Below are 23,045 nucleotides of genomic sequence, written 5' to 3'. Positions count from 1 at the left end.
AATAAATTTCCTTCAGGAGCATTGCATTTAATTTCTTTTTTGAAAGAAAATAAGCGAAGGCCAAAAAAAGAGCTGCAGGATTTTTTATTTTACACAGCTTGAAAGGATCAGGCAAATATTGTACTATCTAAATAGAACATTTGTTCTTATAAAGATTTCAAGGAGAAGATTGACTATGACGCGCATACCGGAGAAGGATAGATATATTATGGAGCAAGCCATTTATCTTCCCATGCTGTTAACCGTTCTAAACCGCGACCTCCTGACAATCAAGCAGAGCAGTTTTAAACTAAAGCAGCCTTATATTGACCTTGTGGAAATTACGATGAAGACAATTCATACAGAACTTCGGGAAACAAAGGAATATATGCAAAAGCATAAGATGAAGGTGGAAGAGGTAAAAAGGGATGAAGCCTTCACGATGTATTTATTCCTATACAATGGTTACGAAGAATATCATAACTATTTCAACCCAAGGCTTCGCAATCGTGTCCAAGAGCTATTGGAATATTATCTGTACAAGCGGCATACCGGATGAGAGCAGTTTAACTTGTCTTATTACAGGGTTTACATACTTTACAACGGATTTTCACTGTCTTCCTGATTGTGGCGGATTTTTGTTTGCAGCAAATTTGTTCTTAATATTTGGTTATTGAAGGTATGGAAAGATACATCGATAGACAGTCTTCGGTCATTGCGGAATATAACAGTCGTTTTACCTTCTCCCTCTACTACTCTGTCTGAAATATGATGAAGAAAAAACCACATGCATGCATGGTTTGAAGGAGAATGAGTGGGAAATGCATAAATAGTGCTTTTCGAATCAATGGATATCGGCAATTTATGCTGATAATTCATCAATGCCCTCGTACCCTTTCGTTTCCCCTCATATGTGCATCCGAAATACTCACAGCTTCGCTTAATTATTTTACCTGGCGCTAGTTTGCACATATAAATACTGGCTCCTTCATATATTTTAGAATAAACTTCGCCATTCTTCTGTAATTCAGGCAGGATTGCAAGCGTGTGATAATTCACTTCATACAGGTCGATATTTTTCCGTTTTTCAGCCATTATTGTTTCTCCTTTCTGGTAATTAGAGCACTGCTGTATTAACTTACATCGGTTGCATTATAGCATGTCAATTCCTAGAAATGTAAGCGGTTAGCGAATCGTCTTAAATAGTTCAAAAATCCGCTTTGTTTTCAAAATTTTTAAATTATTTTATTGATATTTTCTTATTTTTGCCATATAATATTAAAAAGGCATCAGGGGTGAGTCCAATGAATGAAAAGTCGTACACAGAGTTAACTAAGTTAAGTGCTATGAATAGACACAAAGCGAAAGAGACTTATGTGAAAGAACTTTACATCGACATGCTTCTTACTGAAATTCAATGGAATTTAGAGAAAGCCAGTTTAATGACTCAAATTGATCACGCCATAGACGAACGAAATGAAGCTGAATTTATTCGGCTGAGCAAACAATATACGGATTTATGTAAGCGCTTCGATAATTAAATTCCGCAGTAGGGCATCTATTTAGGACTTGTTAAGCATTCCTGATAGATGCCTTTTTTTGTGATTTTACTCATATAAAAAAAACGCTATCCCTTCATTAGAGATAAGCGTTTTTTTTTGCCTAGTCAGTATTGTTCTTGATTAAAATACTCTTCTCTTCCAAGGCAGATATTCTTTCAAGCATCGTTGGATGGCTGTAGCGAAATACTTTAACAAGCAATGGCGGATTAACTTCGCTGAGGCCGGTTTTTGCAAGCTTTTGAAAGGTTGTTATTCCTGCTTCAGGATCTTCCGTTAAAGCAACTGCATAATTGTCTGCCCTCTTCTCCTCATATCTCGAAACAACATTAGCAAACGGATTTGCAATAAACAGCAGCATCGAAATAAGCAGTAGGACTAAAGGGAAGGATTGAATATCCTCAACCTTAGAAACTTTTAGAGCAGGACCGCACCTATTAATAATTAGGTTCATCAGCCTGTAAATGAGATAAAGGCCGAAAAATGACAGCACAAGAGACAAACCGATTCCAAAGTAAATATGCTTTTCAACATAATGTGCCATTTCATGGGCCATGACAAACAGAATCTCATTGTCTTTTAGTTCCTGAAGTGTAGTATCCCAAAGTACGATTCTCGAATTACTGCCAATTCCCGTTACATAGGCATTTAAGGCATTGGTTTTGTCTGACATATTCACCTCAAACACATGCTCTGCAGGGATGTTGGACTCTTTAGCCAATGCGAGGATTTTCTCCTCCAGCTTCTCATCACTTAAGGCAGTAAAGTTGTTATACAGCGGGTCAATGATGACTGGCTGGATAAATGTCATAAACAATGTGAATGGGACAGACAGCAGCCACGCATAAAGCCACCAGCGCTTTTTGCTTTTGCTCATCAGCCAATACAGGACGGTAAAAATAACAAAAACAGTTGCATAATTGACCCAAAAATCTATCAGCTCGTCTTTCATCCACGAAGGAAAGCTTTGTGTGGAAATATGATAATCTCGTGAAAGCTTATAGCCCAAATAGCTTAAAGGAAAGGAAACTGCATAAGCCATTAAATGGAGCCAAAACAAATAAATCGCTTTTTGGATGATTTTATATTTTCCTGACTCCTCTCCCCATTTGCGGAAGGCTTTTGAGAAGCCAAACAGCAGAATAAACAGATAGATCAGCCATTCAAAGGGAGTGGAAATAAAGAATAAAAAGTTCTTTAGTTTAGAATATTCCTCACTTAATCCCAGCTCTCTGCTATTCAGAAAGGTGGATGGATCTGCGGCGGATCCTTGGTATTCAAAAGGGAGCTTTGAATCTGCGAAATAAAACAAATACCAATAAAAAAATAAGCCGTACATGATGAATAATAATACTGAGTAAAAACCTATTTTTCTTGCCATTATTCCCCTCCTTGCCTTGTACAACCCTTGTTACTATTAATAAGACTAAAAGACGACATTTAGAACAAGAAGTTTTAAATGGACTAAACAACACCGCTAAACAAAAAAAGCACTGGGCTAATAAACCCAGTACAGCGGATTAATATATTAAATGAAGGAAGTCTTCCTTCGTGATATTGCCGAAATAATGCTTGATTGATGTTTCCTCAAGAGCCTTTTCTAGTTCACTGCGGTCATAGCGCAAACCAATCAGCTTGTTCTCAATGTCAGAAACATCGCCGACTCCAAAGAAATCACCATATATTTTACAGTTTTTAATGATTCCTTTTGCGACATCAAAGCGGACATCAACTTGTCCAACAGGGAAACGATGGGAATGCTGCAAATTGAACTTTGGTGATTTTCCATAATTCCAATCCCAGTTTTGGTAACGTTCCTTTGAAAGAGCATGGATGTTTTCCCAATCTTTTTCTGTTAGAACGTATTCCTGGATATTTTCTTCCCCTTCAAACAGGTAAGCCAAGATAAGGCGTTTAAATTCTTCAATTTCCATTTTCTCTCTCAGGAATTCTGTAATATTAGCAACACGGCTTCTGACAGATTTAATCCCTTTTGATTCGATTTTATCTTTTCTAACTTTTAATGCAGAAACAATATGATCCATTTCTGAATCGAACAACAGGGTGCCATGACTGAACATTCTCCCTTTTGTGGAGAATTGGGCATTCCCAGAAATCTTTCTGCCTTCTGCCAGCAAATCATTGCGGCCGCTTAACTCAGCATCAACACCCATGCTTTGCAGTGCCTTGACAACAGGCTCTGTAAATTTGCGGAAATTATGAAAACTGTCACCGTCATCCTTTGTGATAAAGCTGAAGTTCAAATTACCTTTATCATGGTAAACAGCCCCGCCGCCAGAAAGCCTTCTGACTACGTGAATTCCGTTTGACTCGACATATTCTGTGTTAATTTCTTCAATTGTGTTCTGGTTTTTGCCGATGATGATAGATGGTTCATTTATATAAAATAATAGGTATGTTTCATTAATATCGAGATTTTTCAGCGCATATTCTTCAATCGCCAAGTTAATGCGCGGATCTGTAATGCCCTTATTATCAATAAACAGCATATGTACACCCTCTTTTCCGTTATTCTGATTAAATATAGCATATCTTCTATTAAAAGAATAAACTAGCCCCTTTATACTATAACTAAAATTCGTCGAATTAGCACTTTATTTGTATCCTTTTTTCTTGTGGTAAAGTCAGGAATCTAAAACCTACTATCTAACTCAAAGAAAAGGCCGGGCTCCTTGCCCGGCCTTAACTCACAGGTTTATTCTGCTGCAGTCTCTGCAAACTGGCGTTTATGAGCAACTATGAAGTATAGAAGCGTACCAGCAATAAAGAAGATTGGGTACATTGCCAAAATCCTCGCATTATGCCACATAAAGTCGAAGTCTCCTGTCGAAATGACCGCCCTTAAGCCTGATACTGAATAAGACATTGGCAGCAATGCATGGATATGCTGCATAAAATCAGGTATAAGCTCTAAAGGGAATGTTCCGCCGCTTGTTGTCAATTGGAAAATCAAAAGAAGGACAACGATGAAACGTCCTGGATTCCCCAAAATTGTCACAAAGAACTGAATGATAGAAAAGAATACGAGACTCGCAATAACCGTAAACAGAATAAATAATGGGATGCTCTGCACTTCCATTCCAAGCACCTTAAGCAGCACAAATGAAGCTACAAGTGCCTGCAGAATTCCCACCCCAGCAAGAATGACCGCTTTACTTAAGAACCAGCGCAGTCCGTTTTTAGGAACTCCTTCCGGCTCATTGAATGAGAACACGATAGAAAGCATTAATGCACCAACAAATAATCCTAATGAGATGAAATAAGGAGCCAATCCTGTTCCGTAGTTAGGAACATCTGAAACTTTTTCATCTGACACAGTAACTGGTTCTGCCATCATATCATACGTCTTATCATCAGAGTGGATAGAGCTTGCATCATCAGCACCATCTGCCAGCTTATCTGACAGCTCCTTGCTGCCTGTTGATAAGGAAGCAGTTCCATCTGCAAGATCCTTCGATCCGGATTCTAGCTTACTAGTCCCTTCAGATAAAGCACTAGAACCTGAAGACAATTGATTCATACCTGTCAGCAATGAATTAACTCCTGTCACAAGTTCATTAGAACCACTTGCAGCTTTAGAAAACTCTGTAGAGTATTGGTTCATGCCTGCAATAAACTGCTCCTGGCCTGCAACCTGCTGTTTAGAGCCATCCTCCAGCTGTGCAGTTCCATCTGCAAGCTGCTGAGCTCCAGCTTGAAGCTGCTGTTCTCCGTCACTTAACTGATTCAAGCCGGCAGATAAGCTTTGTCCTCCTTGAGCCAATTTATCTGCTCCTTGCTGAAGAGCTTGCGTGTTTGTCGCAATTTGGCCACTGCCGTCTACAAGACTTTGAAGTGCTGCCTGAACTTCTTGCTTCTTATCCTCAGGCAACCCGTCAAGCATTGGCAGGATGGAATTTACTGTTTCCTGCACTTGTTTTGCTCCTTCATTTACTTGCAAGGCTCCGTCAGCTAACTTTTCAGAGTTGCTGCTCCACTCCTGCAGTCCTGAAGTAAGAGAGTTTGCGCCTGTTTTCAACTCATCTGTTCCTGCTATTAACGAAGGGATGCTGCTTTGTAGCTTTTCCGCTCCTTCTTTTGTTGAAGTGATACCATTTAAAATCGATTGGTCTCCGCCTTGCAGCTTAGCTGCTGCATCAGCGAGCTCTTTATGGCTGTCTTGCAGCTGACCTAATCCATCTGAAAGGCTTTCTGCTCCAGTCAGAAGCTCCTTTGCTCCAGAATTGGCTGTATTGATTCCATCTGTAAATTCAACCGATTTCTCGGCAAGTGTTTGCAAATTCTTATAAACTTCCTGTGTACCTTTATTGACCTTATCTGTTCCGTCACTAAGGTCCTTTGCTCCAGTGCTCGCATCTTCAAGCCCTGATGCCATTTTGCTTATATTTTCAAAAACAGATTCAGCATATGTCTCTGTTACTTCCTTGCCGACACCCTCCTTTATCTTTTCAACAGCTGAATTGCCGATTTGGGAGGAGATAAAATTAAAACCTGGATTAGAGACATATTTTAAATCCAATTTTTTCGGATTATCATCAAGCAATGTCGTTGCATTTTCAGAGAAATCCTTTGGTATTTCAATCAGCATATAATATTTCTGATTTTCTAACCCTTTGTAACCTTCCTCTTTATCTACAAACTGAAAGTCGAAATCCTTGCTGTCCTTCAGGTTGTCGACTAAATCTTTGCCGACCTCCAGTTTTTCATCATTCATTTCTGCACCGCTGTCCTCATTAACGACAGCAACTGGGAGCTTCTCTAAATGTCCATATGGATCCCAAAACGCCCATAGATAAATTCCTGCATATAATATCGGAATAAATATAATGGCCAAGATGGAAATAAGCTTCATCCGATTTTTGAATATTGAGGTCAGCTCTGCTTTTAATAAATTTTGTTTCATTGAAAACCACTCCATTTTACTGACCGTTTTGTTCATTTGGTCATTTTTATTTCTAAAAAAAGAGGACTATCTAGTAGACAATCCCTTTAATAAGGACCTTTCAACAGTTAAGGCGATCTCCTCTGACTGAAGGGGGGGATGGTTTTTTTCCCAATCAAAAATTAAGGAGATATACATTTTAAAGATAATAAATGAAGTCAGCTCAGGGTCACAAGGCTGTATTTCTCCTTTGCTGATAGCTTCTTGTACATGTCCCTTCATATAGCTAAGAATAGCGTTTTCCAGGCGGTTAAGTACTTCCTTCACTTCTAATGTTCCCATTTCCTTTTGCTCTTCAAACAACTTTATCGTAAGCTGATGCTCTTTTCTGTATTCAAGCATCCGAATTAGTGTCCGATGAACATTGTCCATAAAGCTAGAACCTGGATCAAAGGAGGCGTCTGCCTCTGCCTTCATTTCCAAAATAAGCCCTGTGATAATCTCATCAAAAAGCTGTTCCTTATTTTTGAAAAACGTATAAATAGTTCCTTTGCCGACATTTGCTATTTTCGCCACTTGGTCCATCGTTGTTGCTTTATAGCCAAACATAGAAAAGGACTTCGCAGCAGCTTCCAGTATCATCTTCTTCCGATCCATAGCCAAAATGCTTCACCTCAAGTCATGAAAAATAAGTCTGTATTTCTATTAAAAACTAAAAATGACCAAATGAGAAATTTGGTCATTTAGTACAGTTATGAATATAACATATCAAAAAAACTAGTGCAACAAGAAGCGGCTGAATTTTTCTAAGAAAAATATCAGCCGCTAAAAAATTACTTATTTAGAGTGAACAGACAAGCTGTTTAAAACAACCGTTGCCAGCGCATCAATAAATTCAGGCTGTGCATTCGGCATTTCTGGTCTGTAGTAAGACGCACCGATATCTTTTGTAACAACAAGGCACTCATAGTCATTATCATAAAGCACTTCAAGGTGGTCTGCCACAAAACCGACTGGCGTATAAACAAATGCTTTATATCCATGTTTTTCATAAAGATCTCTTGTTAAATCTTGAACATCTGGGCCAAGCCAAGGGTCTGGTGTGTTACCAGCACTTTGCCAGCCGATATAATAATTAGAAACACCAGCAGATTTTGCAATCAAATCAGCTGTTTCTTTCAATTGATCTGGATAAGGATCACCGTATTGAAGAATCTTTTCAGGCAAGCTGTGCGCTGAAACAATTAAAGCAGCTTTGCTTCTTTCTTCTTCTGACATTTTGCTGAAAGTCTCCTGAACCTTTTTAGACCAATACTCGATGAACTTCGGCTCATCATACCAGCTTTCAACACTGTGAATAGTTAACCCGCCAAGCTCTTCGGCTGCTTGTTTCGCTCTGCCGTTATATGACTTAATGCTGAATGTGGAGAAATGTGGTGCTAATACAATACTTACCGCTTCCGTGATTCCGTCAGCATGCATGCTTTTAACAGCATCTTCGACAAATGGTTCAATATGCTTCAAACCGATGTACATCTTAAATTCAATATCTTCTTGAATGGAATTAAGATGGGCTTCGAGTCGTTCAGCCTGCTCCTGCGTAATTTTTGCCAGCGGAGAAATTCCACCTATTGCTTCATAGCGGCTTCTCAAGTCTTCCAACATCTCATCAGTTGGTCTTCTGCCATGTCTAATATGTGTATAGTATCTTTCGATATCTTCTTCTTTATATGGAGTTCCGTAGGCCATTACTAACAGCCCCATTTTTTTTCTGCTCATTTATTATCACTCATTTCTATAGTTTGATTGTCTATTAGGCTTTTTTTGCAGCTGAATACTCATGCACAAAGCTTGTCAGTTTTTTCAAGACAGCCGGGTCTACTTCCGGGAATACACCATGACCGAGATTAAAGATAAATCCGTCCTGCTGCATGCCTTGATCCAGTATTTCCTTCACTCTCTCTTCAATGACATTCCAAGGTGCCAGTAGTACCGCTGGGTCAAGATTGCCTTGAACTGCTTTCGTCACTCCTAAGTCCCGCGCTTCTTTAATAGGCAGTCGCCAATCAAGCCCTACAACATCTAACGGGAGGCTGTTCCATTCAAGGGCAAGATGGCTAGCACCAACACCGTGCATAATAAGCGGTGTGTTTTCGCTTCTTAAATCAGTAAATATCTTTTCCATGACTGGCTTAATGAAAGTACGGTAATCCGCTACATTCAGTGCACCTACCCATGAATCAAAAATTTGAATAGCACTTGCTCCTGCATTTATCTGGGATTTTGCATATGTAACGACCATGCTTCCCAGCTTTTCCATCAATAAAGCCCAAGCCTCTGGCTGTGAGTACATAAAAGCTTTTGTTTTATGATAGTTTTTTGAAGGTCCGCCTTCAATCATATAGCTGGCAAGTGTAAATGGCGCTCCTGAAAAGCCGATTAACGGTACATCCAGCTGCTCTTCTGTCAATAATTTAATTGTGTCCAGCACATATTTAATATCTTGCTCAGGGTTTAACACACCGAGCTTTGCTACGTCTTCCATTGATATAATAGGATTATCAATAACAGGGCCAATACCTGATTTAATCTCCACATCAACGCCGATTGCAGGAAGAGGTGTCATAATATCCTTGTATAGTACCGCCGCATCGACATTGTACTGATCGACAGGCAGCTTTGTAACATATGCACAAAGTTCTGGCTGATGGGTTATTTCAAAAAGAGAATACTTTTCTTTAATCGCTCTGTATTCTGGTTGGGAACGCCCAGCTTGACGCATATACCAGACAGGTACGAAGTCCGTTTTTTCCCCTTTTGCCGCCTTAATGAATGTATCTTTCAATTCCTTGCTCATTCTTAATATGTCCACCTTTCCATTGCTTATGTTTTCCATTGTAATATATAAATCATAAATTCAAAAATAATTTAAATGTAATCATTATTAGATTATAATATTTATAAATAAAAAAGCAATAAAAAAGAATGTCTTTTTACAGACACTCACTATTTCCTTTTAATCTACAGTACTTTTGGATGTATAAATTAAATATATAACTTTTTCACTATCGTTGTATACAAAACTTGATAAATTGTCACAAAATAGACTAATTTACATCTTCTATCTTATTCCCATTTCGCTTTTAACCCAAACGCCACCAAGTAAATTTTGCGTATATTTCTTTTTTAGTCAGCCATTATAAAAAAGTATTACACCAATACAATTAAATTCCAAGGGAGCTTACAAATGAGAATAGCCGCACATGAAGCAAATGCATTGAATGAATTAACATTGAGCTGTGTCAACAGCATTACAAATATGGGATATATGCTGCAGCATGTCCAAGATCCAGAGTTTAAATCCATCCTGCAAAGGCATTTCCCGCTTCATATTCGCGATTATAATATGAAGGTTGAATTCCTCAATAAAAGAGAAGGTGCAACGAAGGAGCTTCCTTTATTAAAGGAAGAAGCGAAGATGAATCAATTTACAGAAATGATTGCCCCGCAAGCTCCTCCTGTTCAGCCGAGAACGCTTGTAGAGAATATGAATGACAGAGAAATGGCCACTGCCTACCTGCTTACTTTAAAGCGTGCCGGCAGAGAATATGCTTGGAATGCAATGGAAATGGCAAATCCAGAAATACGCTCTTTTTGCCAGACAGCTTTCATGATGAGCTGCTCCCATGCCTATGACATGTGGCAGTATATGGTTAAAAAGGGCTATTATGTATTAGAACCAGCAGATGAAATGGCTGTTCAAAAAATGGGATCAATGTACTTGCTTGTCCCAGAAACAGACCAGCAAATGAACGGGTATATGATGAACCAAAATCCAACTGCAGGCCAAAGCAACCAACTGTACCAATAATACGAAGACAAGGCTGTTTGCAACTACAAGCAAACAGCCCTTGCTTTTTTGTTTCTTTAACATGCGAAGTATAGTATCCTTGAAGCATGAAAACGCACTTTTCAAAAGGAAACTCACGAAGGAGGCTGCCATGAATATTTATTTAGCAAGCGGGACGTATGATTTTTTAGTAAAGAAATACGCTGCCAAAATTGATCAACAATCTCTGATTGCGATGCAGGTACTAGGCAGTGACAGCGCTTTATTAGTGCATGAAACTTTGTCATCGTCTATCTTTGCTGCCCCGAGAAAATATGAGACAGCAGGAAGCAACGGAGATTTTTCCGGGAAAAGATTTGCCGTTATGAATCATATTCCTGTCACAGATGAGCATAAGCCATTATTTGAGCAGAATATGAAGCGGTCATTAGAACAAATGGGACAGCAAATAAGTGCATACCGGTTGCTGCGCCCTGTAAAAGGAGATACCTATATCATCCTGTCACTTTGGGCAGAAAGACGTGACTTTATCGTCTGGAAGCAGAAACACCAGAATCCTGATTCACCTATCACAGGCGATCCGACAAACGGCGGAATCCTCCAGCATACTATGTTCAACGGCAAGGCCTATTTGCTCGAGCTTACGATTGCCGAAAAAGGAGCAGTTTAGCTCCTTTTTTTGATAACTCCATTCCTGTTAGCATAAACAGCTGCCTGTGTTCTGTCGGATACATTTAGTTTTGCAAGAATATTGCTTACATGTGTTTTCACGGTTTTAACCCCAATGTAAAGCTCCTCACTGATTTCTTGGTTTGTCATTCCTTCTCCAAGACACATCAGCACCTCAAGCTCCCGCTCTGTTAAATCATCATGCTGTTTCTTTTCACTCGGCCGCAGCTTTTTCAGCATAACACTTGCTACTTTCGGTTCAATAACTGTTTCTCCGGCAACTGCTTTACGAATTGCCTGGACAATCTCATGAGCACTTGCTGTTTTTAAAAGATAACTGAACGCCCCTGCTTCAATGGCTGGAATAACTTGTGCCTCATCATAATAGCTTGTAATAATGATTATTTTGCAGCCAGGATATTCCTTCAGTATCCCTTTTGTCGCTTCAATTCCATTTCCTTTTTCCATTAATAAATCCATCAAAACGACATCCGGCTTTTTCATCACTGCAAGCTTGACTGCTTCCTGTCCGCCAGTCGCTTCAAAGACAAGCTCTATATCCTTTTCTGTCTGCAAATACGAAATCAAACCTTTTCTTACTATATCATGATCATCTACTACAGCTACCTTAATCATGCTTTCCCCCCTTTTAAAGGAACACGAATGTCAATATATGTCCCGCTCCCAACTTTAGATCGTATTTCCATGACACCGCCGATTTCTTCACATCTTTCACGCATAGTTTTCAAACCATAGGAAGTGATTTTTTCTACAGAAAGATCAAATCCATGTCCATTATCACTAATATGTAAGTAAGCGTAGTTGCTTTTGTCTTCCAAGATAATTTGCACCTTGCTTGCATGGGAATGGCGCAGCACATTTGACAGCGCCTCCTGCACTATGCGAAAGAGATGCTCCTGCCCGGCAGTCGACAAATCATCTATTTCATCAATGCTTGCTGCAAACTGTAAGCTCGTTTTTCCCTTCAGCTCTTGTATCAGCTTTATAATACCGTCACATAAGCTGTCATTGCTAAGTTCAATCGGCCGTAAGTGCAGCAATAATGCCCGCATCTCCCCTTGTGCCTTGCCCGCAATTCCGATGATTTCCTCCAGCTGTTTCTTAGCAAGCGCCGGATTAGAATCAAAAACTTTGAAGGCAGCTGATGACATCATGTTTAGTGCAAACAACTGCTGGCTGACTACATCATGAAGATCCCTTGCTAACCGCTGTCTTTCCTCCATGACGGCAGCGTTATGAGCAGTCTGTGCCAAGTTTATTTTTTCATCAGCAAGGCGTTGCAGAGAATTTGCTTGTTCACTCATATGAACTGCCAATCGGTTAAGTTCACCCCTTATATCTTCTGGCATACCGTTTTCTTCAGCCGCTATCCTTTCCGTATACTTTCCTCTGCTTAATGCTGACACAAACAGTAGGATATTTGCACACTCTTTATTAATGATGCTGTTTGCTTTAATAGAGAAATAAATGCCGACTGCAGTAGTAAAGGTGAAACTGCACGCGAATATAAGCAGTATAACGGTCGTAGAAAACGGAGCTTGCGGGTTTAAAAATAAATAGAGCTGCATACCAATAAACAGCAGCAAAGAACTAATAACACTAGTCATAAAATAGCTGTAAAACTGCCCGTACAGAAAACCTTTTCTTTCTCTCCACATCAGATTAGCACCTCTACACTTTCTTTACTGTTACATCGCCGATATTTAAATAAATATGCAAGCTGAGTTTTCTAACAGCCTCATCATAATCAGGAGACTTGTAGACTAGTTTATTTCCTAAGCCATCCTTGCTTTGCTCAAAGATTTGTAAGTCACCGATTTTCACTTCCCCTTCAATCCGCACTGGCAGATTATCAGGAATAATAATCTTAACATCGCCTATCCATCCGCTGATTTCTATATGTGTTTCTTTATCTGGTATATATGCCTTGCTGAAATCAATAAAGTAATTACCGATTGTATTATGCATTGTCATCGGCTCAGCAGGCCAATTTTCTGTATTGATTTTGACGTCTCCTACTAGAGAAAAAGCTCTTTTTTTCTTTCCTTCCGGCTTTTGCTTGATATGGATTGATGGTTTTCCGAAAACCTTATCCTCTTTCGCCCAATTTACATTAGTGACAACAAGAAATTTTGACTTCTTAAACATCATACTTAAAGCAGCAATGATCATTATAAGCGGCCACAGCTTCCAAAAGTCCATAAAAGCAAATGTAAATAAGTGCAGCCGGTCAAGGCATAATAACCCGGCAAAAACAAGGATGAAAATGGCCAGAAAAGTATTAGTCGCTCTTTTTCTTATACCGCTGATTAACAATACAACTCCGTAAACAAGCAGCAGAAATGGGTATAATACGACAAAAAGCCGTTTTATTTCCAAGGAAATGACACCAAGGTTAACAAGAAGAAGGACTATGCCGACAACAAGCAAGCAGAATGAAAACATGATTTGTGCTAAAGATTTCCCCATATGTACCCTACCTTCTATATTGAAACTAGCAAATGACTGCTAGTTTTTAAGAAATTTTTCCAGTCAATAGCATTATTGTACTACTAATCTCTCTTTAATTGTTCAATCCTGCGGCGTTTTTTTCTCCAACTAGAGTAGGAGATTTTAGAGATACCATTTCCTTCCTATAAAAGAAAATGATTCTCTAATCACCCAATCCTATCCTCCTTCATAATCTGTAATTAAATCCGGTCTTAGTCATTTGCCTAAGCTTCATGTCGGATTAGAAGGGAGTCTTCGTCAATGGGTATAGAATTAACAGCACTTCATTGGATTTACGTTTTATTTATTCTATTCATTATAGGCTTCATGATAATGAGAAGAGACACTACAATCGTGTGCATTGTTGGAATTTTTTTATTGGCACTTACTGCTACAGGTTCTTTAAGCGGCTCTATCAGCACGATATTTAATAGTTTCATTTATGCCATAACAGAATTGCTACCAACCATAGCCGTCATCTCCATCATTGTCGCTATGAGTAAAATCCTCACCAAAACCGGAATAAATGATGTGATGATTTCACCGTTTGCAAAATGGATACGAACCCCCAGTTTAGCCTACTGGGTCATCGGCTTACTTATGATGATTATTTCCTTTTTCTTCTGGCCGTCACCTGCAGTCGCACTGATTGGGGCTGTTCTTCTTCCTGTTGCTGTCAGAGTAGGTCTTCCTGCGATTGCAGTTGCGATGGCCAACAAAAGGTGCTTAAAGCAGCGGATTTTATATAAAAAAACACCCCTAAATCATTAGATTTGACGTCTAACAACTTAAAGGCTGTCTAGTGTTTAAGTTTATATATATAGCTAACCTTCCATTTTTTTTAATGTGAAGCCTATTTTCTTTAATGCTCGCTCAAGATTAGCTTCAATCGGTATATTTTGGAAGTTGATATTTGTTTTCGTTGCTTTTAAAGCTATATCAGGACTCAAACCAGTTAGTATTGGGTTGACACCAATCAGCCCTAAAAGATCCACAATTTTTAGTAAATAGCTGCTTTCCAAATTATTAATTTGACTAATACCTGATAAATCTATTATTAAATATTCCAACGAAAGCTGCTGACTTTTCGTTAAAGCTAACAAAATGATATTTTCTGCTGTTTCTTCCCGTATTAAGCCAATAATCGGCAGTATGGCTACACCTTTCGTTAAAGGGACAAATGGTGCAGATAATTGTTGTATTTGCTTGTTTGCATTATCCAAATCAAGTACATAGGATAACAACGATGCCATTGTCTCAAACAGCTCGATATGTTCATTTTCAAATTTAAAGTTTTTAGTATCTAACCCACATATTGTTCCGTAATTTTCTCCATCTCCTGTATAAATTGGAATACCAATAAAACAGCCGCTTCCTAATTTTTTTGTAACCGCTAATGATTTAGTTACATCACTTTTCGTAATATCTCTAATCACAAGAATTTTACGACCATAATCTACACTTAACTTGCAAAAAGTTTCATTAAAAGGGGTGGTTTCCCCTTCTTCCAATAAAATATTATCTTTGTTTAAAACTTTCACAATTTCGTTTGATTGATTATCATTTTTTGCGATAAATAGTGTATTAATATCTATAAATTTACTCATCATTTTAAGAATAGTAGAAGCTGCCTCATCAAAATTCTTAAAAATTTTCAAATTATTATTATATTCAAAAATATCCATTTACTGCTCCCTAATATTTAGTATATTTTTATTAGTTATTTAATTACCACGGGATTTATATTAAATCATTTATTATAACTCACGGCTAGTACATCATCCTTTCATGATGAGTAAAGTTTTTTAAAGTAAAGAATTATTCTCACATATAATTGCAGATTTTCTTTAGATAGACTTATTAACTCGTTATTTCCTATTGCTCCATTACAAACTAATAATTCACATACCCTTCTAAAGACCTAATAATCCATCAAACATTAAAATTCACACCAAAAAGCACCCTTAAAAGGATGCCTAACCTTTTATATTTATGTTTGCTTACAATTAATATATCTTAGCACTGTAAAAAAGAGGTTATGTAACCTCTTTTTTTGGCGGCTCTTCACTATTTCGTTTATTGAGCTGGTCTGTATACTCTATTTCACACTCGATGCTGCAAAAGTATCCATAAAGGTCAGGTTTCTTTTTACATCCTTCGTTTAAACATAATCTATCTTTACTCATGCATGTGCCTCCATTTTACGAACCTTTTTGGCCATCATCCTTCTTCATACTTTGTTTTTTCGAAAGACTTCGAATGACGCCTGGCAGCAGATGTTTATTTACTGCGGCTGCTAATTTTTCTGCCGGAACTTTTATCATAAGATCGCCTCCGCTTACATTTTATGAGCAACAGGCTGTCTATTATGTTAGGAAGCAATCTTAGTAATAAAGTTCGTATTATTGGACAAAATAATAGAGCTTTAATAATTATCGACTTTTCTCATTTCGCGAACTTTACCACTGAAATACTCAGGGACAATACAAAATTATTATAGAATTTTCGTTCCCTTTTCCATAATGGTAAATTTCATTGGGTTCTTCCATTCGAAACTTCTCTGCTTTCATAACTTATATATTGTTCATTCTTACTATTCTAGCTCTTTTGTGATAGTCTTCCATACCTCCTCTTCGCGTTATGCAAACTTAATACACCCTATATTTTTCTCACTTTGCGAATATAAATATTATATTTCTCTTTTTGTGAATTTTCACTACGTTTTTAAAAAATTAGTCTAATATTGATACTAAAGGAGGGTTGGCCATGGGTGAGATAATGGGAAAAAGATTGCGTTTGCTAAGAGAAAAGAGTGGTTTATCACAAAAGTTTGTTGCTGAAAAAATTGGCGTGAAAAATAATACTCTGTCCGGATATGAATCAGGTAATCGGGAACCTGACTCAGAAATACTAACTAAATTAGCTGACTTTTACGAAGTATCTACCGATTATCTTCATGGCAGATCCGATAATACAAAAAGTTTTACAGCTGAAAATAATTATTCTTTAAATGAAATAAACAAATTAATAAAACAATATGGCTTTGAGCAAATGAGACTTTTTGACATAGAACAATGGAAAATTCTATCTCCGCAAGATGTAAAAATAGTGGAAGAACACTTTAAAATGATTGTAAAACTTGCGAAAGAGCGTAAAGTAGAAAGTAATAACGCACCTGGGACGATTTAGCTTCCAGGTGCTATTTTTATTTTACGGTGATATTCCCTAAACCATTTACAGCACCAGCCATACTAAATAAGCTGCCATCATATATTAAATTAATGATAAGCATGTTTTTTATCTTTTCAAGTGAAAAAATGCGCTGAAAAGAAGGAGGAAATCACCAATGAAAGCAGCATTGTACACTCGAGTATCCAAAGACGAGCAATTTCGAGACGGCTACAGTATTGCATCACAGAAGGATCATGGTATTAACTTTATCAAGTCACAAAGATGGGAATTATACGATATTTTTGTAGAAGAAGGTGTTAGTGCAAAGAACTTAAACCGCCCGGAAATTCAGCGATTAATTTCAGATGCAAAGGAGCATAAATTTAATGTGGTCGTCTTTTACAAGCTTGACCGTCTTGTCCGATCTGTTAGAGATTTAGATGATCTTCTTCAACTTTTTGATGAGAATAATATTGCGATTAGGTCGGTAACAGAACCGTTCGACACAACCACAGCAATTGGCCGCTTCTTAATAACATTAGTGGCTGCCATCGCACAGTGGGAACGTGAAACAATATCAGAACGTGTAGTTGTTAATATGACCAAAAAAGCTTTATTAGGCGAACGTAATGGCGGGAAAGCCCCTTTTGGATATAGCTATCAAAATGGAGAGCTTGTTATTAACGAGAAAGAAGCTTGCTTCGTAAAGGATATTTTCAGACTTTATAATAGTGGTAATGGCATGCGTAACATCTCCTTATATCTCCAGCACTTAGGAATTAAAAAGGACATACGAACTATAGGAAAAATGATAGATAACCCTGTGTACATGGGTAAGCTTAGATGGGGAAATAATTCCGATTTAGATGTGATTATTTCTGATGATGTTAAGCATCCAGCCATTATTGATGAGACTACATTCAATCTTGCTCAACGGTACAGGCAGCAAAGAGCAAAAGAAGGAAAAAAAGCTACTTCTCCCTTTCATTTCTCTGGAGTGTTACGATGTGCAAGATGTGGCAGTTCCTTATCTGGATACACAAAAAAATCCCGTGGTAGCAAGCATTATATATGTATTACTAAAAAGAACGGCGGCAATTGCAATCTCCCAATGATTACAGAAAAAGTACTAACAACTGAGTTATTCCACAACCTGTCAGCAGATGATTCAGAACGTTATCTACAATTTTCACAAGAAGATTTAAAAAATTACCCTATTGAACAACCACACGACCAATCACAAATGATAGATACATTTAAAAAAGACCTGGCTGCCATAAGGACTCGCAAAAAAAACTGGTTGATGGCATTAGGCAATAACGTTATTTCGCAAGAAGAGTATCTAGAAATGACTCAAGAGGATACGAAGAAAGAAGCATTACTTTCTGAAGAACTTAACAGCATGGTGGAGGAATATGCTCCATTAGATTATCACTCTGTTCTATCTCTATTTAGTAACCTCCCTCAAATGTGGGTGACAGCGAGTGATTTTGAAAAGAAAAGCTTTATAAATGACCTGTTCCAAACGATAACAATAGATGTGCCTGCCAACTACCGCAGAGCTCCCGGCAAAACTCCCTCTATCATTATTAAACACTTCAAGCTTAACTAAAAGGACTCTTTGATGGCTATACCAGTTGCAATGGCAATGAACCTGTTCGGTCATGGCATTGCCTTATCCGGTGACTATGTCATTCAAGCAGCACCAAAGCTGACAGCAGACGCAGCAGGCATTTCTGTCGAATCTGTCATGCAAGCAAGCATTCCCCTTGTCATAGTCATGGGGCTTGTGACAACACTCACTGCATTTTTCTTAATAAAAAGAGATATAAAAAGCGGCAAGCTTACACATAAAACAGGCGTTACCAGCTCTGAGACAACAATCCTTCCAAAAAAAGAGAGCTATTTACTGTCCAAAACACAAAAACGTTTTTTCTCCATTCTAATCCCCATTCTCTTTGTGCTTGATGTTGTTGCAATGTATATACTCAATCTCCAAGGCGGTGATGCTACAGCCTTGGTAGGTGGAACGTCTATTTTTATCCTTGTTCTTATTACCCTTGTCAGCTATAAAAACAAAGGACTTGAAAAAACAACAAGCTACTTAATTGAAGGGTTCCAGTTTGGCTTTAAAGTGTTTGGTCCTGTTATTCCAATCGCCGCATTTTTCTATCTCGGCGACTCTGGGTTCACTTCAATCGTCGGCGACCATCTTCCCGATTCCTCACTAGGACTCGTCAATGACCTTGGTGTCGCATTAGCCTCAACCGTTCCACTTACAAAAGAAATAGGCGCCATTACTTTAACAGCAGTAGGTGTCATCACAGGTCTGGACGGCTCCGGCTTCTCAGGCATTTCCCTTGCAGGTTCCATTGCCGGCTTATTTGCCCACGCGATTGGCACTGGTATTAGCACTTTGACAGCGCTTGGGCAGATTGCAGCGATTTGGGTTGGCGGAGGTACCCTAGTTCCCTGGGCCCTAATCCCCGCTGCTGCCATCTGTAACGTCGATCCGTTCGAGCTTGCAAGACGGAATCTTATCCCCGTTGCTGTCGGCTTATTCGTTACGACGATTGTGGCCATAATACTGATATAAAAAAAGCTCCATCTATGTGAAGGATAGATGGAGCTTCTGCTTGTAAGAAGCTAAAAAATTATGTTCTTATCTTTACTCGCTTAGTAAGTTTTACCTGTAGCACTTCATAAAGAGCAATCCACAAATACAGCCAAATTAGCCCTAATGCGTAGCCGCCGATTACATCGGATGGAAAGTGGGCGCCGAGGACTACTCTGCTTACTCCTATCAGCAGGATAAACAGAAAGGCGGCAGCGGTAACTAGCCATTTTTGTGTGCTTCCTTTTAATTTCCTTGCGATTAGGTAGGCGATAAACATATATAAGACAAAGCCAACCATTGCATGGCCGCTTGGAAAGCTCATGCTGTCTGCGTCGGCAATATCATGAAAATGCGGTCTCGGGCGGGCGATTGCGTCTTTAACGATTTTGTTGAATTCATTGCCAAGACCAACGCTAAGCACAAAGGCTGCCATTCCTAAATAATCCTTTTTTCTTATCCATAGCCATACTAGAACAATTATCGCGATTGCACCAATGCCTATTTTATCACCAAATGCTGAGATAAATTCAAAGAAAGAATGAGTGCCTTCAGGGAATAAATCCATTATAGTCTTTTGGATGCTTCCATCAAAAAACAGGTCTTTTCCTTTTGCTATTACAGAAACAAAATAAATAAAAATAAACAATGATAATGCCACTAAAGCCAAAGCTGTTTTCGATTTCCTGATGGTCATTTTTTCCTCCGTAAGTAAAGATTGCTTTTTATTGCCTATTTTATCAAATCTTTCTTTTCGTGGAAATATGGTTTACAGGTAATTTTGCTTCCTCCCAATATGAGGGTATCACTCGTGATTTTTGTTAAAATGCCTAATTCTGTAGCAGTTTTTTGCCGTTTCCCCAAGCTGTTCCAAAAGATTATAATTAGCCACTGCTCCAACAGCAGCACCAATTACTGGAACTAACTGCAGCATCTTCACGAAATCGATATAATCTCTGTATTCTTGCTGAAGCTCCTGCCAATTTAGCTTTAGCACTTCTTCCTTCTTTGCATCCCAATTTTCAATAATTTCTATTAATTCCTGTTTTCTGTCTTCACTAGAAAAGGCAAGTTGAAAGACATACAGCGAAAACACTCTTTCTTCATACTCCTCTGGATCATGTCCATACAATGATGCTGACTCCATTAAGAATTTCATCTTTATTGCTAACAGCAGCGGAAAATCAGCCAATCCGACAAGAATACCACCTGCTCCAGTTCCCGCTCCTTCTACTGCTGCTGCTTTTTGAAACTGAGTGATTTTTTTGTCCATCTCTTCATCCAATGCTTTTAATGTTCTTTCAGAGGACGATGGTTTCTTCGTTATTTTATTTGTGCCGGCAAGTGTGCCTGTTATCATCTGCTTAATTGCTTCCGTTATGACTTGATGAACCTTTTGAGGAATATAACCATTCATTTTGGTCTGTGCCTTTTTAGATACTCGATTAAGCATGGTAGGTCTTTTTAGAATACGTCTTTTCCAGTCCTTTACTTCTTGTCTGACATTGCTTTCATAGTCCTTCATCTGTTTCACTCCCTTTAACCTATACATACGTATTATTCATTTAATTGTTCCCTATGCCGTAAACTTCGCAAAAAAAAAACTCCTAGCTGGAGTTTTTAAAGCAGACATCATGCCTGAAGTTTTTTATTCATATAGAGAGAGACAAAGACAAAGGTGAAAACAACACTTGCGATAAGCGTCATAAGACCTGCCGTGAAATCTCCCTTTAATGCTACAACAGCTGACAATATAATCCCTTGCAAGTAAAGAACAGTGCTGATTGTCTTTTTAAAGGAAGATTTACGCATATCAATGGACAGCGGATAAAGACTGATCCATAACTTATCTTGATAGGCGTTCCACAATGGCATAAGCTGAAGACCTGTCAAATATAAGAACAAGACCGCAAGCAACACTTGTCCCATTCCAAAGGAAAGGAAAAACAACGCAATTCCGCCTATAACTGTTAGCCTGACGGACAGACCTAAATAATCACCTGAACGGAAGAAGGTCCGCCAATACAGATGGCTGAATACAAGCTCTTGCTTATAGCTTATTTTGGATACGAAAACATCTAAAAGCTTCCTTCTCTTAATTCGGTTACGCAGATGAGGCACATCTGTGAACATATTTGCCAACTGGTAAAAACCAGCCATACGCTTTTCATCTTGTGCGATTAAATATTCCCATTTAATACCCATATGTTTTGTTGCCTTCTGATAATAGACAAGCAGTAGAACAGGGATTACAAGGACAGCCAGCACAAACAGAGGCGAGGCATTAGAGAAAAGCAAAAACAAGATAACTAAATTTATGCAAAAACGGATAAGTGTGTCTGTTGTATGATGACTCGCATTAACAAAATGCTGAACTTGCCAGCGTATTAGTAAGTTTACACCTTTTACAATACTTAAAATAAGGAAGAAATACCAAAAACGATTAAACTGCCCATCGTTCACACTGGCATACAGCGGCATTAAAATGCCAAGACCCATTAAAAGGATATAAACTTGGAAAATAAAGCTGACCAGCATGCAGTTGATAAAGTATTTCCTCATTCTTGACTCGACAGGAATCAGAAAGATTCTGTCAGCATCCTTTAAAAACGTATAAATTGGGCTTTTTGTTACGAGTAATGCGAGCAACAGGCTCATGATTATCGCAGCCGGAAAACCTTTAGAAATCCCTTTAAGCCACTCTTGATAATAATAAGAACCCGCCCCTAATAAAAATACAAGGACTAGAACTAGATGCCCATTTAAAATATAGCGTAAATAGCGAACATATTCCTTCACTGTAGAGCTTAACCTGTCTCTCCACAGCTGCTTCTCACTGAATTCAATCATGGCTCTCTTCCTTTGTCAGCCGGATATATATATCATCCAGGGTTGCATTTGGCATTTGGAATTCCTGCTTTAGCTCCTCCATTGTCCCGGCACATTTAATTTTGCCTTCATGAAGAATGATGATTCTGTCGCAATATCGCTCCGCTGTGGCAAGGATATGTGTCGACATAAGGATGCCTGCTCCTTCTTCCTTCATTCGCTTCATCATGTCAAGGAGCGATTGAATTCCAAGAGGATCAAGTCCAACGAAGGGCTCATCGACGATATATAAAGAAGGCTGAACTAGGAAGGCACACATAATCATCACCTTCTGTTTCATCCCTTTGGAAAAGTGAGCTGGAAACCATTTTAATCTTTTTTCCATTCGGAATTCTTTAAGAAGCTTTGGCATTCTTGCTTTATATTGCTCTTCCGAGATACCATATGCCATCGCCGTCATTCTTAAATGCTCCTCTAATGTCAGCTCATCATATAAAATCGGTGTTTCTGGAACAAATGTAAACTGCTTGCGGTAAGCATCCTTGTCACTTTCAAAACTGCTGCCATTTATTTTTATTTCTCCTTTATGCGGCTCCATTAACCCGATTATATGGCGTATTGTCGTGCTCTTTCCCGCCCCGTTTAATCCAATCAGGCCAACAATCTCATTTGAAGCAATCGAAAAGGAAATATCTTTTAAAACCGGGTTACGGGTATAACCCCCCGTTAAATTCTTCACTTCCAAAAGCGTCATCAATAACGTACCTCCACTTATGTATTACCTATAGTTTATCAACAAACAGCGTTAATTTGAAATTTTTCCTTGGCTTTTTATTTTTTTGTGTATATATATCTCCATAACGGACATTCTAATTATTGAAGAGGGGCACCACTAAAATATTGTTGAACCAATTCAATAATAAAAATGAGGTGTTTGCAAAAGATTATTTAGATTAAATA

General features: G+C 38.5%; 23 protein-coding genes and 2 pseudogenes. 8 read left to right on the top strand and 17 right to left on the bottom strand.

Annotated features, from left to right (window positions below):
- The first annotated feature begins 175 nt into the window (after positions 1–175).
- Positions 176–538: a YhjD family protein gene (locus ACLIJJ_RS05910; RefSeq protein ID WP_233316649.1), complete on the top strand. Its 363-nt coding sequence runs from the start codon at positions 176–178 to the stop codon at positions 536–538.
- A gap of 38 nt (positions 539–576) precedes the next feature.
- On the opposite strand, the gene ACLIJJ_RS05905 is transcribed toward ACLIJJ_RS05910, so the two are convergent.
- Positions 577–1,074, bottom strand: coding sequence for a competence protein ComK (locus tag ACLIJJ_RS05905; RefSeq protein ID WP_411410658.1), 498 nt, complete (start codon positions 1,072–1,074; stop codon positions 577–579).
- A 209-nt stretch (positions 1,075–1,283) separates the two neighbouring features.
- Here ACLIJJ_RS05905 and ACLIJJ_RS05900 point away from each other — a divergent pair, with 209 nt between their 5' ends.
- On the top strand, positions 1,284–1,520 hold the full coding sequence (locus ACLIJJ_RS05900; RefSeq protein ID WP_233316647.1) for an IDEAL domain-containing protein: 237 nt from the start codon (positions 1,284–1,286) through the stop codon (positions 1,518–1,520).
- 121 nt (positions 1,521–1,641) lie between these two features.
- On the opposite strand, the gene ACLIJJ_RS05895 is transcribed toward ACLIJJ_RS05900, so the two are convergent.
- The 6 genes from ACLIJJ_RS05895 to hemE form a co-directional block, all read right to left on the bottom strand.
- The gene (locus tag ACLIJJ_RS05895) at positions 1,642–2,919 is read right to left on the bottom strand and encodes a M48 family metallopeptidase (protein WP_237940897.1); all 1,278 of its coding nucleotides are present in this window, start codon (positions 2,917–2,919) and stop codon (positions 1,642–1,644) included.
- Positions 2,920–3,058: 139 nt separating this feature from the next.
- Positions 3,059–4,048 carry a lipoate--protein ligase gene (gene lplA, locus ACLIJJ_RS05890; RefSeq protein ID WP_233316645.1) on the bottom strand — a complete coding sequence of 330 codons (990 nt, stop codon included), beginning with the start codon at positions 4,046–4,048 and terminating at the stop codon, positions 3,059–3,061.
- A gap of 206 nt (positions 4,049–4,254) precedes the next feature.
- The gene (locus ACLIJJ_RS05885; protein ID WP_411410657.1) at positions 4,255–6,462 is read right to left on the bottom strand and encodes a YhgE/Pip family protein; all 2,208 of its coding nucleotides are present in this window, start codon (positions 6,460–6,462) and stop codon (positions 4,255–4,257) included.
- Between the two features lie 66 nt (positions 6,463–6,528).
- Positions 6,529–7,104 (bottom strand): TetR/AcrR family transcriptional regulator, encoded by a 576-nt coding sequence (locus ACLIJJ_RS05880; RefSeq protein WP_233316643.1) that lies wholly within the window; start codon positions 7,102–7,104, stop codon positions 6,529–6,531.
- A 174-nt stretch (positions 7,105–7,278) separates the two neighbouring features.
- Entirely contained in the window at positions 7,279–8,220 is a 942-nt protein-coding gene (hemH, locus tag ACLIJJ_RS05875) for a ferrochelatase (RefSeq protein WP_411410656.1), read from the bottom strand.
- Positions 8,221–8,254: 34 nt separating this feature from the next.
- The gene (gene hemE, locus ACLIJJ_RS05870; protein WP_233316641.1) at positions 8,255–9,298 is read right to left on the bottom strand and encodes a uroporphyrinogen decarboxylase; all 1,044 of its coding nucleotides are present in this window, start codon (positions 9,296–9,298) and stop codon (positions 8,255–8,257) included.
- A gap of 390 nt (positions 9,299–9,688) precedes the next feature.
- Between hemE and ACLIJJ_RS05865 the strand changes: the two genes are divergently transcribed.
- Together ACLIJJ_RS05865 and ACLIJJ_RS05860 are read left to right on the top strand one after the other, a co-directional pair.
- Positions 9,689–10,312, top strand: coding sequence for a spore coat protein (locus tag ACLIJJ_RS05865; RefSeq protein ID WP_233316640.1), 624 nt, complete (start codon positions 9,689–9,691; stop codon positions 10,310–10,312).
- 130 nt (positions 10,313–10,442) lie between these two features.
- The gene (locus ACLIJJ_RS05860) at positions 10,443–10,961 is read left to right on the top strand and encodes an antibiotic biosynthesis monooxygenase family protein (protein WP_233316639.1); all 519 of its coding nucleotides are present in this window, start codon (positions 10,443–10,445) and stop codon (positions 10,959–10,961) included.
- Here the strand turns inward: ACLIJJ_RS05860 and ACLIJJ_RS05855 are convergent.
- From ACLIJJ_RS05855 to liaF, 3 genes are read right to left on the bottom strand one after another with little or no spacing between them, the layout of a single operon-like run.
- Positions 10,958–11,596: a response regulator gene (locus ACLIJJ_RS05855; RefSeq protein ID WP_411410655.1), complete on the bottom strand. Its 639-nt coding sequence runs from the start codon at positions 11,594–11,596 to the stop codon at positions 10,958–10,960. The two genes, ACLIJJ_RS05860 and ACLIJJ_RS05855, sit on opposite strands and share 4 nt — an antisense overlap.
- A complete protein-coding gene (locus ACLIJJ_RS05850) occupies positions 11,593–12,639 on the bottom strand; it encodes a sensor histidine kinase (RefSeq protein WP_341075209.1) in 1,047 nt (348 codons plus the stop codon). Before ACLIJJ_RS05850 ends, ACLIJJ_RS05855 begins: the two co-directional genes overlap by 4 nt.
- A gap of 13 nt (positions 12,640–12,652) precedes the next feature.
- Complete coding sequence (liaF, locus tag ACLIJJ_RS05845) at positions 12,653–13,450, bottom strand: cell wall-active antibiotics response protein LiaF (protein ID WP_411229483.1); 798 nt, start codon at positions 13,448–13,450, stop codon at positions 12,653–12,655.
- 282 nt (positions 13,451–13,732) lie between these two features.
- Here liaF and ACLIJJ_RS05840 point away from each other — a divergent pair.
- A pseudogene (locus ACLIJJ_RS05840) lies at positions 13,733–14,185 on the top strand (hypothetical protein); the annotation flags it as partial.
- A 110-nt stretch (positions 14,186–14,295) separates the two neighbouring features.
- Here the strand turns inward: ACLIJJ_RS05840 and ACLIJJ_RS05835 are convergent.
- From ACLIJJ_RS05835 to ACLIJJ_RS05825, 3 genes are all read right to left on the bottom strand, one after another.
- On the bottom strand, positions 14,296–15,156 hold the full coding sequence (locus tag ACLIJJ_RS05835; RefSeq protein ID WP_411229481.1) for an STAS domain-containing protein: 861 nt from the start codon (positions 15,154–15,156) through the stop codon (positions 14,296–14,298).
- 351 nt (positions 15,157–15,507) lie between these two features.
- Entirely contained in the window at positions 15,508–15,657 is a 150-nt protein-coding gene (locus tag ACLIJJ_RS05830; protein ID WP_233316634.1) for a hypothetical protein, read from the bottom strand.
- Between the two features lie 15 nt (positions 15,658–15,672).
- The gene (locus ACLIJJ_RS05825; RefSeq protein ID WP_267913438.1) at positions 15,673–15,795 is read right to left on the bottom strand and encodes a hypothetical protein; all 123 of its coding nucleotides are present in this window, start codon (positions 15,793–15,795) and stop codon (positions 15,673–15,675) included.
- Positions 15,796–16,237: 442 nt separating this feature from the next.
- Between ACLIJJ_RS05825 and ACLIJJ_RS05820 the strand changes: the two genes are divergently transcribed.
- From ACLIJJ_RS05820 to ACLIJJ_RS05810, 3 genes and pseudogenes are all read left to right on the top strand, one after another.
- Entirely contained in the window at positions 16,238–16,660 is a 423-nt protein-coding gene (locus ACLIJJ_RS05820) for a helix-turn-helix domain-containing protein (protein WP_411229479.1), read from the top strand.
- Positions 16,661–16,817: 157 nt separating this feature from the next.
- The gene (locus ACLIJJ_RS05815; RefSeq protein WP_237940887.1) at positions 16,818–18,254 is read left to right on the top strand and encodes a recombinase family protein; all 1,437 of its coding nucleotides are present in this window, start codon (positions 16,818–16,820) and stop codon (positions 18,252–18,254) included.
- Between the two features lie 9 nt (positions 18,255–18,263).
- A pseudogene (locus tag ACLIJJ_RS05810) lies at positions 18,264–19,238 on the top strand (hypothetical protein); the annotation flags it as partial.
- A 58-nt stretch (positions 19,239–19,296) separates the two neighbouring features.
- On the opposite strand, the gene ACLIJJ_RS05805 reads toward ACLIJJ_RS05810, so the two are convergent.
- From ACLIJJ_RS05805 to ACLIJJ_RS05790, 4 genes are all read right to left on the bottom strand, one after another.
- On the bottom strand, positions 19,297–19,953 hold the full coding sequence (locus tag ACLIJJ_RS05805) for a phosphatase PAP2 family protein (protein ID WP_237940782.1): 657 nt from the start codon (positions 19,951–19,953) through the stop codon (positions 19,297–19,299).
- Between the two features lie 108 nt (positions 19,954–20,061).
- Positions 20,062–20,781, bottom strand: a complete 720-nt coding sequence (locus tag ACLIJJ_RS05800) for an EcsC family protein (protein ID WP_233317298.1) — start codon at positions 20,779–20,781, stop codon at positions 20,062–20,064.
- Between the two features lie 107 nt (positions 20,782–20,888).
- Positions 20,889–22,106, bottom strand: coding sequence for an ABC transporter permease (locus ACLIJJ_RS05795; RefSeq protein WP_237940780.1), 1,218 nt, complete (start codon positions 22,104–22,106; stop codon positions 20,889–20,891).
- Positions 22,099–22,839, bottom strand: coding sequence for an ABC transporter ATP-binding protein (locus tag ACLIJJ_RS05790; protein ID WP_237942239.1), 741 nt, complete (start codon positions 22,837–22,839; stop codon positions 22,099–22,101). The genes ACLIJJ_RS05795 and ACLIJJ_RS05790 overlap by 8 nt, the downstream gene beginning before the upstream one ends.
- Between the last annotated feature and the right edge of the window lie 206 nt (positions 22,840–23,045).

It is taken from the genome of Niallia laureatilytica (assembly GCF_046613985.1).
Lineage (GTDB): Bacteria > Bacillota > Bacilli > Bacillales > Cytobacillaceae > Niallia.
This window is presented reverse-complemented; position numbering and strand designations above follow the sequence as displayed.